Source organism: Rhizobium sp. NZLR10 (genome assembly GCF_019685125.1).
Lineage (GTDB): Bacteria > Pseudomonadota > Alphaproteobacteria > Rhizobiales > Rhizobiaceae > Rhizobium.
The window spans coordinates 1-12478 of sequence record NZ_JABDWE010000035.1 but is presented as its reverse complement, the minus strand read 5'-3'; the positions used below and the strand labels follow the sequence as shown (position 1 = coordinate 12478).

At 60.4% G+C, this 12478-nt stretch carries 12 protein-coding genes and 1 pseudogene; 8 read left to right on the top strand and 5 right to left on the bottom strand.

Translation table 11 applies throughout. From position 1 onward, the window contains the following. Nucleotides 1-287: 287 nt before the first annotated feature. Nucleotides 288-1181 (bottom strand): LysR substrate-binding domain-containing protein, encoded by an 894-nt coding sequence (locus tag HJB82_RS31315; RefSeq protein ID WP_221133221.1) that lies wholly within the window; start codon nt 1179-1181, stop codon nt 288-290. A gap of 215 nt (nt 1182-1396) precedes the next feature. Between HJB82_RS31315 and HJB82_RS31310 the strand changes: the two genes are divergently transcribed. Both HJB82_RS31310 and HJB82_RS31305 read left to right on the top strand, forming a co-directional pair. Then, nucleotides 1397-1783 carry an ectoine synthase gene (locus tag HJB82_RS31310; protein ID WP_221142362.1) on the top strand — a complete coding sequence of 129 codons (387 nt, stop codon included), beginning with the start codon at nt 1397-1399 and terminating at the stop codon, nt 1781-1783. A gap of 189 nt (nt 1784-1972) precedes the next feature. After that, nucleotides 1973-2587, top strand: a complete 615-nt coding sequence (locus tag HJB82_RS31305) for a 2'-5' RNA ligase family protein (RefSeq protein ID WP_221142361.1) — start codon at nt 1973-1975, stop codon at nt 2585-2587. A 38-nt stretch (nt 2588-2625) separates the two neighbouring features. Here HJB82_RS31305 and HJB82_RS31300 read toward each other — a convergent pair. Both HJB82_RS31300 and HJB82_RS31295 read right to left on the bottom strand, forming a co-directional pair. After that, a pseudogene (locus HJB82_RS31300) lies at nt 2626-2721 on the bottom strand (LuxR C-terminal-related transcriptional regulator); the annotation flags it as partial. 55 nt (nt 2722-2776) lie between these two features. After that, nucleotides 2777-3178 (bottom strand): thioesterase family protein, encoded by a 402-nt coding sequence (locus HJB82_RS31295; protein WP_207583186.1) that lies wholly within the window; start codon nt 3176-3178, stop codon nt 2777-2779. A 189-nt stretch (nt 3179-3367) separates the two neighbouring features. Between HJB82_RS31295 and HJB82_RS31290 the strand changes: the two genes are divergently transcribed. From HJB82_RS31290 to HJB82_RS31280, 3 genes are all read left to right on the top strand, one after another. Beyond that, nucleotides 3368-4303 carry a histone deacetylase family protein gene (locus HJB82_RS31290; protein ID WP_207583185.1) on the top strand — a complete coding sequence of 312 codons (936 nt, stop codon included), beginning with the start codon at nt 3368-3370 and terminating at the stop codon, nt 4301-4303. Between the two features lie 2 nt (nt 4304-4305). Beyond that, on the top strand, nt 4306-4557 hold the full coding sequence (locus HJB82_RS31285) for an exodeoxyribonuclease VII small subunit (RefSeq protein ID WP_047613900.1): 252 nt from the start codon (nt 4306-4308) through the stop codon (nt 4555-4557). Between the two features lie 148 nt (nt 4558-4705). Beyond that, complete coding sequence (locus tag HJB82_RS31280; protein ID WP_207583184.1) at nt 4706-5473, top strand: SDR family NAD(P)-dependent oxidoreductase; 768 nt, start codon at nt 4706-4708, stop codon at nt 5471-5473. Between the two features lie 35 nt (nt 5474-5508). Here HJB82_RS31280 and HJB82_RS31275 read toward each other — a convergent pair whose 3' ends face one another. Beyond that, nucleotides 5509-6051 carry an AAA family ATPase gene (locus HJB82_RS31275; protein ID WP_221117816.1) on the bottom strand — a complete coding sequence of 181 codons (543 nt, stop codon included), beginning with the start codon at nt 6049-6051 and terminating at the stop codon, nt 5509-5511. 100 nt (nt 6052-6151) lie between these two features. Between HJB82_RS31275 and HJB82_RS31270 the strand changes: the two genes are divergently transcribed. After that, entirely contained in the window at nt 6152-7030 is an 879-nt protein-coding gene (locus HJB82_RS31270) for a PhzF family phenazine biosynthesis protein (RefSeq protein ID WP_221142360.1), read from the top strand. Between the two features lie 99 nt (nt 7031-7129). Beyond that, a complete protein-coding gene (locus HJB82_RS31265) occupies nt 7130-8053 on the top strand; it encodes a pirin family protein (RefSeq protein ID WP_221142359.1) in 924 nt (307 codons plus the stop codon). 44 nt (nt 8054-8097) lie between these two features. On the opposite strand, the gene HJB82_RS31260 is transcribed toward HJB82_RS31265, so the two are convergent. After that, the gene (locus tag HJB82_RS31260) at nt 8098-10074 is read right to left on the bottom strand and encodes a phospholipase D-like domain-containing protein (RefSeq protein WP_221142358.1); all 1977 of its coding nucleotides are present in this window, start codon (nt 10072-10074) and stop codon (nt 8098-8100) included. 286 nt (nt 10075-10360) lie between these two features. Here HJB82_RS31260 and dxs point away from each other — a divergent pair, with 286 nt between their 5' ends. Beyond that, nucleotides 10361-12277: a 1-deoxy-D-xylulose-5-phosphate synthase gene (dxs, locus tag HJB82_RS31255; RefSeq protein WP_209887095.1), complete on the top strand. Its 1917-nt coding sequence runs from the start codon at nt 10361-10363 to the stop codon at nt 12275-12277. The last annotated feature ends 201 nt before the right edge of the window (nt 12278-12478 follow it).

Genomic DNA, 12478 nt, shown 5'->3' with positions numbered 1-12478 from the left:
CGCCAGCCTCCTGCTCACGCAGCACACCGATGATCTGCTCTTCTGTAAATCTCTGCTTCTTCATTCGTCCGTCCTTCGTAAGGCCGGACTCTAATCAATTCTGGAAGAAATTCGCAGTGGCAGGTCATCCTGACTAAAATAGTAGATTACTATTTCGATCGCGGCAAGGGCTCCAATATGAAACTTTCATGACAGGCTGGAATACCTCCCTCTCCCCTCAAACAGTCTCTCGCTCTGCGGCGCCGAGTTACAGCGCAGAGTATTTTGTCTCGGACTGCTGTCGTCACTTATTCAATGATCGGCGGACCAGCGGATCGGCATTCCTGCATGAACCACTCGGTAAAACGACGCACCGGCTTTTTCGCCCACGAACTGGTGATCAGGTAATATCCCTGGGTCTCTGCCGTCGCGATATCAGAAAGCACGACGAGGTCGCCGCGATCGATCTCTCGCCGAAACACTTCGACCGGGCATAATGCCACCCCATGCCCGGCGATCACCGCCGTCGCTAGAATGTTGAAGTCCTGAAATATCGGCCCCCGAACCGGCACGGGCGCCTTTATATCAGTCTTTCGAAACCATTCTCTCCAGCCATCAGCGGATTCGTCGTGCAGCAAGTCGGCCGCTGCAAAGGGAACGCCGCCGACAGCCCAATTCCGCTTGGCCAGATAATGAACGCTCGCCACCGGCTGGTTGCGGCGGGAGAAAAGCAGGCGGCTCTCACGCCCGCCCGACAGGTCTTCTCCCATGGTAATCAGAACATCCAGGCTTTCGTCATCGAAGCGCTCTTCCGCTTTTGCATAGACGATCCTGACGTCGAGGTCGGGATCGCTCTCCCGGAAAGACGGAAGCGCCGGAACCAGCCAGCGCGACGCGATCGAAGGAATGCATCCGACGGTGATCGAACGCATATTGTGGTCTCTGCGCATGTTGCCCGTTGCATGAGCGATGGCTGTCAATGAGCCCGAGATGGCCAGATAATATTCGCTGCCCGCCGGGGTCAGCGCAACGCCGCGCCCGGATTTTTGCAGCAGCTTGCGTCCCAACCACGCCTCCAGATGTTTGAGCTGATGACTGATCGCCGCATGGGTCACATGCAGTTCGTCTCCGGCCTTTGACAGACTCATGAGCCGGGCGGTCGCTTCGAAGGCTCTCAAGGCATTCAGGGGCGGCAGCTGCATATGTTCAAATTCCTCACATGACAGACAGGATTCATCATCCGCTGGAAATGTAAAAGCCCATCCAGATCTTGTTCGCGATGCGTCGAATTCAAACATGACATGTAATTTATTCTAACAGATTTCTCAATTTTGATCATTTGAAGCAAGCATGGATTCCAGTGCCTAATGGATCATGGAGATCAGAAACATCTCCGTCATTCGCGAGAGGAAAGAACATGTTTGTGAGAAGCCTGAAACAAGTGGAGCAGACCGAGCGCTTCGTCGATTGGGGCAATGGCACAAGCCATCGCCTGCTGACCAACGATGACGGGATGGGATTTACGGTCTGCCACACTGTCGTCCGCGCCAACACGCAAGCCCTGCTGCAGTACCGCAACCACCTGGAGGCCTGCTATTGCATCCAGGGCGAAGGCGAGGTCGAGGATATGGACGGGTACGTCTTTCCGATCCGCGTCGGCGACATCTACGTCCTCGATCAACATGACCGTCACTATTTGCGGGGCGGCAAGGACAAGGACCTTATTCTCGTCAGCGTCTTCAACCCGCCCCTGAAAGGGACGGAACGTCACGATCTGAACAACGGAAGCGGTTCCGAATACTGAGCCAGGCGACCCGGGCCAGGCGACCCGGCAGGAGGGCGCTGCAATCTTCTTGATCGGTTTCAAGACTTCACATCATCGTCGATCTCCGGCAGATGCCTGTCACCTTGGCGAACCGTTTGGCGATGTGACAGCAAGTATCGGGATGCACGCTCCCAGCGCGGCGTGGCGTGTTGGGTGGAGAGGCCTGCCGTGATCCACACGACGATCGATACGCTGTGGTTCAAGCGCTGCTGCGCGTTTCACTTGCAGTTTCTTCCCGACCGCGAGACGCGGTCAAAGCTCTGCGACTTGCAAGACAGTATCAAGCGAGACAGCGCCGCGCCGCTCTCACGCGTTCCGGCAACAAGCCTGCACATGACGGTCGTCACCCTGGTCAACGCCGCGGCCCAATTCAGTATTCCAAACGATGAGGTCTGGAAGCGGAACGGGGAAAGCTGGACGGAGATCGTCGAGAGGCTGGTCGAAGAGACCCCACCATTTGACATTCATTTTCACGAGGTGGCGGCTTCGCAAGCTGCTGTTTTCGTCAAAGCGGAGGAGCCGGCGGAATTGCGCAGGCTTCGCTCGGCCATTTCACAGGCCATCGGCTTCGAACAGTGGCGTCCAACCCCGCCCCGCATAGCGCATATAACACTGTTCAGGTTTTTTGCCGAAGAGCCGGTGCCGGCGGTCAACTTCGACGCCGGTTCTTTGCCCAAGGAAATGCGGGTTGGATCCGTTACATTGCTGGAAGAGCGCGTTTATCCAAATGTCGAGATCAATATACTCAGCGAACCGCTCCTCCGGGGCACAGCCGCGGAATAGTCACTCCGGCTGGTTGAACAGCTCTGCTTTGGCGCCATTCAACGCATCAACAGCGACACCAGGCCGGTCCGGGAGTTGACCCCAAGCTTGGAATAGATGTTTCTCAGATGGGTTCTGACCGTCCCAAATGCAACGGAATTCACATGGTAATCTTAGATGAAACGGCCGCACACGCACTGATGACGGACGTTAGTCCAAAAATCGATAAAGCCAATCCCGCGTTTCCTCCGGCAGAGACACCGGCTGCTGATCCTCTTGGGCGCGGGCCTGCCAGATAATCTCCACCTCGGCGGCGCGCTCCTCGCCGGTGTCGATCGAAACGATGAAGCCGATGGAGCGGACGCCGATCTTGTCGACGGCGGCCGTGAAGATTGCCGGCTCGTCATAGTGCAGCGGACGGTGGAGAATGCAGGAAATCTTGGTGGCGCTGTAGATCGGTTCGTCGTCGATATCGGGACGCGACGACCAGAAGCTCGCAATGACGGACTCGGCGTAGGAAATATAGGAGGCCAGAAACATCTGGCCGGTCATATCGACATCGCGAAACGGCACATGTATTTCCGCCACACCAGGGCGTTTCAACTGACTCATCAACAACTCTGCCTACAGAATTCCCCATCAGCGACAGTAGCGACGGGGTTCGGCGAAGTAAACGCCGCATATGACAGGAATTGCAAGGCGGCGGACGGTCGGACGGCGCGAAGACAGCGCTTGTTGAAATCATCGGGCGATGCCCCATCTGCTGTGGAACATGACGTAAGCGACCGATAGAGTGTCTTCATGAGCACCCGTCTTTATGAACACCCGATCTTCCTGGAACATGTGACGCCCGCCGGTCATCCGGAGCGATCGGACAGGATCCGCGCCATCAATGTCGCGCTGGAACATCCGAATTTCGAGCGGCTGGAGCGCCGGCAGGCGCCGCAGGCGAGTGAAGATGCGGTGCTGCTTGCGCATCCGGAGGAACATCTTGCCGCCGTGATGCGGGAGATTCCCGAGGAAGAGGGTGAGATCAATCAGCTGGAAGCCGATACCTATGCCAGTCCCAAAAGCCTGCAGGCGGCGCTGACCGGCATCGGCGGAGCGATGGCAGCGGTGGACGACGTCTTTTCCGGCCGGGCCGACAATGTCTTCGTCGCCGCCCGCCCGCCGGGGCACCATGCCGAGAAGATGACGGCGATGGGCTTCTGCTTCTTCAACAATGCGGCGATCGCCGCCCGCCATGCCCAGAAGACGCATGGCGCCGAGCGCATCGCCATCGTCGATTGGGACGTGCACCACGGCAATGGCACGCAGGATATCTTCTGGGACGACGCCTCGGTGCTGTTCTGCTCCACGCATCAGATGCCGCTCTATCCCGGCACCGGCGCCAAGGACGAGAAGGGCAAGCACAACACCATCGTCAATGCGCCGCTTTCGCCGAATGTCGGCAGCGACCATTTTCGCGAGGCGTTCAAATCGCGCGTGCTGCCGGCGCTTGACGATTTCCGGCCGGATCTCATCATCATTTCGGCCGGCTTCGACGCCCATCACCGCGATCCGCTGGCGCAGATCAACCTGACCGGCGAGGATTTCGACTGGGCGACCGGGCGCGTGCTCGAACTCGCCGACCGGCACGCGAAGAACCGGGTCGTCAGCCTGCTCGAAGGCGGTTATGATTTGGAAGGCCTCGCCGAATCGGCGGGCATGCATATTCTGCGAATGATGAAGGGTTGAGAATGACTGACAGCGCCAAGCCGGAGGTATCCGGCCTTTCCTTCGAAAAGGCGGTCGCCGAACTCGAAAGCATCGTCGCCCGGCTGGAACGCGGCGACGTGGCGCTGGATGAATCCATCGAGATCTATGAGCGCGGCGAAGCGCTGAAGAAACATTGCGAGACGCTGCTTTCGGCCGCCGAGAACCGCATCGAGAAGATCAGGCTCGACCGCGCCGGCAAGCCGCAGGCCGTCGAGCCTCTCGACGGGGCCTGAGGCCTGATGTATGTCGCCCGGAAGTGTGCCGCGGTTCCGGGATACGACATGCACGAAAACAAGTAGCAAAAGCCCCTTTTGAAGGCGCTTGGCGATCGGCTTGCGATCGATCTATGATCCCCTTCGAGAACCATGAGGGGACAGAAAAATGACGGACAGATTGAAGGGCAAGGTCGCCATTATCTCGGGCGGCGCGACCGGCATGGGCGGTGCCGCCTCGAAGCTCTTTGCGGCCGAAGGCGCGCGTGTCGCGATCATCGACCGCAACGGGGAAGCGGCTGATGAGACCGTCAAGCAGATCCGTGATGCCGGCGGCGAGGCCGAATGCTGGACGGCCGATGTCTCTGATGAAACCGCCGTCAATGCCGCCGTCTCAGGCGTGGAGGAACGCTACGGCGCGGTGACCGTGCTTTTCAATCACGCCGGCACGATCGTCATCAAACCCTTCCTGGAAACGACGCTTCAGGAATGGGACTGGCTGCACGCCGTCAATGTGCGCTCGATGTTCCTGATGACCAAGGCGGTGCTGCCGAAGATGATTGCGAGTGGTGGCGGATCGATCGTCTGCACCTCGTCGATCTCGGCGGTCGCCGCCACGCCGATGGAAGTGCTCTACGACACGACCAAGGGCGCCGTGCATATGTTTGCCCGGGCGATTGCGGTAGAATTCCGTGACCGCAATATCCGCTGCAACGCCGTCTGCCCCGGCTTCATCCGCACGCCGCACGGCCTGCGCGAGGTGGCCGACCTGCAGGCGCTCGGGGTCGATGTTTCCGATGCCGCCATCGCCGCGCAGCAGGGGCGGATCGGCGAGCCAGAGGATGTCGCGAGAGCGGCACTTTATCTCGCCAGCGACGAATCGAACTTCGTCAACGGCGCCCATCTCTTCGTCGACAACGGGTTTACGGCGATCTGAAACCGGCTCCGCGACAGGTGGCCGGAAAGTCTGCCTCACCTACTGGCAACCTCGATGTCCACAGGCAGACTGCCGGCCAAACGCGTCACTGCCTCACGATCCGACAGCAACCACTTCGGACCGGGGAATGCTGAAAACAATCGCGCATGCGCGTCGAAGGAATTCCAGTTGTTTGCTCGGATTCGGTACTCCGCCACCCACTTGAGAAGGTCGACAAACTGCGTCTGGGTCCCCCCGCCCTGAATGCCCCTTTCCTTGATATTGGCGATGCACACCTCGTCGGGCAGATCGATCCAGATCAATGCGGTCACGCGGTCGAGGGCCATGTTCACCAATTCGCCATAGACCCCTTCCATAACCCAGCGATCCGTTTCGGCCGCCGCCTTGACCATCGTGTCTCTACGCGTCCTATCGCGAGCGATGCCATAGCCACCCGGCTCCCAATGAATATCGTCAAGATGAATAAGGGGACGACGGAGCCGCTCGCCAATGCGATGGGCGAGCCACGTCTTGCCGGTCCCACCGTTTCCCATGATGAAAACGCGTTCGAAGGCTGCCGATGCACTGCCAAATTCCATTCCCGCCTCGTGAAGATTCGACGATGTCACCAGGTTTACGTAATATAAACGGGAATATTCTGACTCACGCAAATCAACACTGGCGAACTCCGTTGCGCAAATGACAGGTCGATCAGCGAGGCAACTACGGGTGCAGCACAACATTTCAAAATATGTATTCCAACAGGTCGATGTCTTCTCCTCCCAGCCCTTGAAGGGTAACCCTCTCGCCGTCGTCGTTGGCGCAGACGCATTGACAGACCGCCAGATGGCCTCTTTCGCCAATTGGACGAACCTCAGCGAGACGACGTTTCTTCTCCAACCGACGACGGGGGATGCCGACTATCGCGTCCGCATTTTTACGCCGGCCCGCGAGCTTCCATTCGCAGGGCACCCCACCTTGGGGAGCTGTCATGTATGGTTGGCGTCCGGCGGCAAATCGAAAGGAAGCGAGATCGTGCAGGAGTGCGAAGCAGGTCTTATCCGCATTCGTCGAGACGGTGATCGGCTTTCCTTCGCCGCCCCGCGTCTGAACCGCTGCGGACCGGTCGAGCCAGAGATGCTGGCGCGGATCGTCAAGGGATTGCGTTTGGCGGAAGACGCGATCGTCGATGCGAACTGGGTGGACAACGGACCGGGCTGGATGGCGGTGCTGCTGCATTCGCGAGAGGACCTCCTGGCCTTGCGCCCGGATTTCGGTGTCATATCCGGATTGCGGGTCGGTGTCGTCGCGCCTTGGCATGCTGCGGAAGACGGGCGTGACGCCGATTTCGAAGTCCGTGCCTTTACCGCTGCTGGTTTTGAAGACCCCGTCACCGGCAGCCTGAATGCCGGTCTCGCCCAATGGCTGATCGGAAGCGGCATCGCGCCCCGCGCCTATGTGGCCAGTCAAGGCACGGTTCTAGGGCGAGCAGGCCGCGTCCATGTGGAACAGGTTGGTGGCGAAATCTGGATTGGCGGGGCTGTGACAAGCTGCATCGAAGGCACCGCCATCCTTTAGGCTTGCGCTCGACATCGATGGCTTGAAAGGCGGCGATGTTGGACGCGCGGCGTTTTAGGCACTATTTGTGGTCGATACGCTAGCGATCGGAGATCCGTCATGTCCTTCTTTCCCGGTAAAGATCCCCTGCCCGGCGATGCCTTCGCCTGCGATGCGATCGAGAACCTGATCATTCCGCGCACCAGCGATATCGGCGGGTTCCAGGTGCGGCGGGCGCTGCCCACCCGGCAGCGGCGGCTGGTCGGGCCGTTCATCTTCTTCGACCGCATGGGGCCGGCGATCCTGAAGCCGGACGAGGCGCTTGATGTGAAGCCGCATCCGCATATCGGCCTGTCGACGGTCACCTATCTCTTCGACGGCGAGATCCGCCATCGCGACAGCCTCGGCACCGAAAAGGTCATTCGTCCCGGCGATATCAACCTGATGACGGCAGGCCGCGGCATCGTGCATTCGGAGCGCACGCCCGACAATCTGCGCGGCCATCCGCTGCTGATGTCGGGGCTGCAGACCTGGCTGGCGCTGCCCGACGACAAGGAGGAGATCGATCCCGCCTTCGCTCATACGGAAAAGTCTGACATGCCGCTGATCGAGACTCCAGGCGTGCGTGGGCGCGTGGTCATCGGCTCGTTCGAAGGCATGACATCGCCGGTCGCAGTTTTCTCCGACACGCTCTATGTCGATCTCAGCCTGCAGCCGGGCGCGACATTTCCCTTCGGCGCGGCGCATGAAGAGCGCGCCGTCTACGTGCTCTCGGGCGAGGTCGTCATCTCGGGCGACCGTTTCGCCGCCGACCAGCTGCTGGTCTTCAGGCCCGGCGATCCAATCACGCTCGAAGCCGGAAGCGATGGCTGCCACCTGATGCTGTTCGGCGGTGCGGCGCTCAATTCGAAACGCTATATCTGGTGGAATTTCGTTTCCTCCTCGAAGGAGCGGATCGAAAAGGCCAAGGAGGAATGGCGGACCGGCCGCTTCGATATCGTTCCGGGTGACGAGGAGGAATTCGTGCCTTTGCCGGAGAGGTGACGGCAGCCGCGATGCGCCACCGCCGTTGACCTGCCACCTGAATTTCAACCCGCGAAATATCGGGTCAGCGCTCCCTTGGTGCGGTTCACGTAGCCATCCTGCCAGCTGTCGTCGACGTTGAGAAAACCCGACCGGCCCTTCTTGCCCTGGCGCTTCAATTCCGCCTCGACGGCGCGGAAGCGATAGTGATCATAGACATCGAGGATGTGGACGGCATAGGCCTCGGCGAGCGCGCGGTCGCCTTTGACGATCAGCATGTTTTCGTCATTGGCATAAGAGGCTTTGAAGCCGAGATTGTGGCTGCCGAGGACGACGACGCACTCGTCCGACAGAGGATCGATCACCAGCACCTTGTCGTGAATGATGGCGCCCACCTTCTTGGCGGTCAGTTCCTCGGCGCCGAAATCCGCCAACAGCTGGCGGTCATCGATGCGCGACGCCCGGACGATCGAGACATTGGCCTCGTCGAAAGTGTGGGGCGAGACAGCCTCTTCATCGTCGTCGGGATCGTCGGGGTCGTTCTCCTTGCCGGCGACGTAATTGGGCATGGCCTGGGCGCTTGAAACTGCGCCGGTAACGATCAGCTTCTGATCCTTGAGGGCGATATCGATCGCCTCGCCAACGATGCAATCCCTGCCCGACTGACCGGGATAGAAGGCAAGAAACAGCACAGCGTGCTCGCCACGGCGCATCAGACGGTAGACTTCACGAAGATCGGGCGGCGTTGCCTTGCCCTTTTTGCGGCTCTGCATGTTCGGCGAGAACCACGCTTCGACCGAAGCTCCATCGTCGGACGGGACGAGAGAAGGCGTTTCGTTCGAGCGCCGGAATTCCTTGCTCTGCTGGTTGTCGGGCATGCCGTCGTCGAATTCGATGGGAGCTTCCAGCGTCGCATTGTCTTCCAGCATCCGCCCCCAATAGGCGACATAGGCTGCGGCCACCGCATCGTTTCTGACGATCAACGCATTGTTGGATTGGCCGGCAAGCCCCGTGGCCGTCCAGTTGGTGCTGCCGGTGAACACGCTGCGCGGAGCGCCATCCGGCGGTATGTGCACGACGAATTTATTGTGGCCGATCTGGCTCGAATTGTTGAACATCCGGTGGTGAATCTCGACGCCTGCATCGATCAGCGCCTGGCGTGCATGCGCATTGCGCACATCCCAGGCGTCCCCGACCTTTCCGGTATTGGCGAGGATGACGCGTAGCCTGTCCTTGTTGGCAAGCAGCAGGGCCAGCAGTTCCTCATCCTCCAACTCGTAGAGGGCGACAAGGAAGGCGCCTGATGCATTCATGAATTCCTTGAGCATCGGAATGACATCGCCGGCAAGATATTTGCGGATGGCATTCGCCGGATTGGAAATCATCTCGATCAGCTCGTTCGGCTGCTTTACGCCGTCTTCCAGCAGGACGTTTCGCAACCATTGGGCAGCGAGAATGCCATTGGTGAAGGTGGATTCGAACTGGCCGCGCTTGCGCGTCACATGGACCGGGTTGGTGGAGATGGCCGGCCCGAGATAACCGAGCGGCCGCGGAGGACCGTCATAGGGCTTGACCGGGATCTTCTCATAGGTGCCGTCATTTTTCTTGATCGGCTTGCCGTTTTGGTCCCGCTTGTTGATCTCGACGAGCTCAGGCGTCGGATCGGGTGCGGCCTGCATGCCCGGCTTCAGATCGCCAAGCGGACGGATTTCGTAACGTACGCGAACCTCGTCCGGCCGCCTTTTCATTTCGTTGCGCCGTTTGCGCAGCGTCAGGTCGCGCCAGGAAAGCTTCTGCACCGGCCAGAGCGACGTCGTTTGCGGCAGCCAGTGAGGATTGCGCTGTCCCTTGAAGGCGACCCATGCCGCGCAGGTCACGCGGTCCTCGCTGCCATCCGGTCTTTTCGACACGTTGCCCTGCTCGTCGAGATAGACGCGGACGACTTCGAACCCGAGGCATTCGTCGATCTTGGCGTCGATGTCCCAGGCGAGATAGGCGACCTCGTTGTTCACATAGGCATGCGCTGCAACAATCGTTCCCATGACCCGTCCCCCAGCCTGCGCGGCAACACTGCTACCATTCCGTGTCATATTCAAGCTGCTAGCGAGCCCTCGCCTGTTCGATCGGTCGGGCTGGAAAACTGGGCGGGACCCGGCAAGATCAGGCGAGTGCAACTCACGGAAATAGAACGTGATATCTCCCGAAACCGCTCACACTTTTTTCCGCCATGCTCTAAGGTGAAAATCTTCGGTTCCTGAAATGCACTTGTTTTGCCGCAATCTAATCGAATAAAGCGAAACAAGGAAAAGCAAGAAAGAGCGCCCGCCCGTGACACAACTGCCGAAGACCCCCCTGCTCGACCAGGTCATCTACCCCGCCGACCTGCGCAAGCTCGAGGATCGCGAGCTGCCGCAGCTTGCCCGCGAAGTCCGGGACGAAATGATCGATGCGGTGTCGCGCACCGGCGGCCATCTTGGCGCCGGTCTCGGCGTCGTCGAATTGACGATCGCCATCCACAACGTCTTCAACACGCCTGACGATCGGCTGATCTTCGATGTCGGCCATCAATGTTATCCGCACAAAATCCTCACCGGCCGGCGCGACCGCATCCGCACACTGCGCCAGGAAGACGGACTTTCCGGCTTCACCCGCCGGGCCGAGAGCGAATATGATCCCTTCGGGGCGGCGCATTCCTCGACCTCGATATCGGCCGGCCTCGGCATGGCGATCGCCGCCGACCTCGACAAGACCGACCGGCGTGTCATCGCCGTCATCGGCGACGGGGCGATGTCAGCCGGCATGGCTTATGAGGCGCTGAACAATGCCGGCGCGCTCGATGCGCGCCTCATCGTCATCCTCAACGACAACGACATGTCGATCGCGCCGCCGACAGGCGCAATGAGCGCCTATCTCGCTCGCCTCGCCTCAGGCCGCACCTATATGGGCTTCCGTGATCTCGGCAAGAAGCTGACGGCCTATCTCGGCAAGAATATCGATCGGGCGATCACCCGCGCCGTCGAGCATGCGCGCGGCTACGTCACCGGCGGCACGATGTTCGAGGAGATGGGCTTTTATCATATCGGGCCGATCGACGGGCATTCCTTCGACCATCTGCTGCCGGTGCTGCGCAACGTGCGCGACAATGGCCGCGGACCGGTGCTGATCCATGTCGTCACCCAGAAGGGCAAGGGCTATCCGCCGGCGGAAGCCGCAGCCGACAAATATCACGGCGTCAACAAGTTCGACGTCATCACCGGCGCCCAGGCCAGGGTCAAGCCGAATGCGCCCAGCTATACCAGCGTCTTTGCCGAAGCGCTTGTGCAGGAAGCAACTCTCGACGACAAGATCGTCGGCATCACTGCCGCCATGCCGAACGGTACCGGCCTCGATAAGCTTGCCGACGCCTTTCCGTCGCGCTGTTTCGATGTCGGCATCGCCGAACAGCATGCCGTGACCTTTGCCGCCGGCCTTGCGGCCGAAGGCTACAAACCGTTCGCAGCGCTCTATTCCACCTTCCTGCAGCGCGCCTACGACCAGGTCGTGCACGACGTGGCGATCCAGGGACTGCCGGTACGTTTTCCGATCGACCGCGCCGGCTTCGTCGGCGCCGATGGGCCGACCCATGCCGGCTCCTTCGACACCGCCTTCCTCACCACCCTGCCCGGCTTCGTGGTGATGGCGGCGGCCGACGAGGCCGAACTCAAGCATATGGTGCGCACGGCTGTCGCCTATGATGCCGGGCCGATCTCGTTCCGCTATCCGCGCGGCGAAGGTGTCGGCGTCGACATGCCGGCGCGCGGCGAAATCCTGCAGATCGGCAAGGGCCGCATCGTCAAGGAAGGCACCAAGGTGGCGCTGCTCTCCTTTGGCTCACGGCTTGCCGATTGTCTGCTGGCCGCCGAAGATCTCGATGCCGCCGGGCTTTCGACGACGGTTGCCGATGCGCGCTTCGCCAAGCCGCTCGACCATGATCTGATCCGCCAGCTTGCCCGCCACCACGAGATGGTGATCACCGTCGAGGAAGGCTCCATCGGCGGCTTCGGCAGCCAGGTGATGCAGTATCTTTCGAGCGAAGGCCTGCTCGACAACGGGCTGAAGATCCGCTCGCTTGTCATGCCCGATATCTGGATGGAACAGGCCAAACCCGAAGCAATGATCGCCCATGCCGGCCTCGACCGCGCCGGCATCGTTTCGACGGTGTTCAAGGCGCTGGGGCGCGGCGTTGCGGTTGGGGTTGCGGGGTAGTGATTTGGATGGGGGCTTGCTTTGTCGGCCCTCTTTGACGGCGTGCCGTTCCGCCCCCCTCGTCCGCCTGCCGGCACCTTTGTAACTTCCCTTTACCCGCTATTGGCGTAGTACTGCCTGTTGCGGTGGCGGATGGAAGACCGTTGCACCTTTGGGACACCAAGCCCGTGGGAGAGCCTGGGTCTCCGTCCGCCGTTCCAT

Excerpts from the sequence above, each read along its gene's own strand:
- HJB82_RS31280 (WP_207583184.1), top strand. The coding sequence starts at position 4,706 with ATGACGGACAGATTGAAGGGCAAGGTCGCCATTATCTCGGGCGGCGCG.
- HJB82_RS31260 (WP_221142358.1), bottom strand. The coding sequence starts at position 10,074 with ATGGGAACGATTGTTGCAGCGCATGCCTATGTGAACAACGAGGTCGCC.
- HJB82_RS31275 (WP_221117816.1), bottom strand. The coding sequence starts at position 6,051 with ATGGAATTTGGCAGTGCATCGGCAGCCTTCGAACGCGTTTTCATCATG.
- HJB82_RS31295 (WP_207583186.1), bottom strand. The coding sequence starts at position 3,178 with ATGAGTCAGTTGAAACGCCCTGGTGTGGCGGAAATACATGTGCCGTTT.
- HJB82_RS31290 (WP_207583185.1), top strand. The coding sequence starts at position 3,368 with ATGAGCACCCGTCTTTATGAACACCCGATCTTCCTGGAACATGTGACG.
- HJB82_RS31285 (WP_047613900.1), top strand. The coding sequence starts at position 4,306 with ATGACTGACAGCGCCAAGCCGGAGGTATCCGGCCTTTCCTTCGAAAAG.
- HJB82_RS31265 (WP_221142359.1), top strand. The coding sequence starts at position 7,130 with ATGTCCTTCTTTCCCGGTAAAGATCCCCTGCCCGGCGATGCCTTCGCC.
- HJB82_RS31270 (WP_221142360.1), top strand. The coding sequence starts at position 6,152 with ATGACAGGTCGATCAGCGAGGCAACTACGGGTGCAGCACAACATTTCA.
- HJB82_RS31315 (WP_221133221.1), bottom strand. The coding sequence starts at position 1,181 with ATGCAGCTGCCGCCCCTGAATGCCTTGAGAGCCTTCGAAGCGACCGCC.
- HJB82_RS31310 (WP_221142362.1), top strand. The coding sequence starts at position 1,397 with ATGTTTGTGAGAAGCCTGAAACAAGTGGAGCAGACCGAGCGCTTCGTC.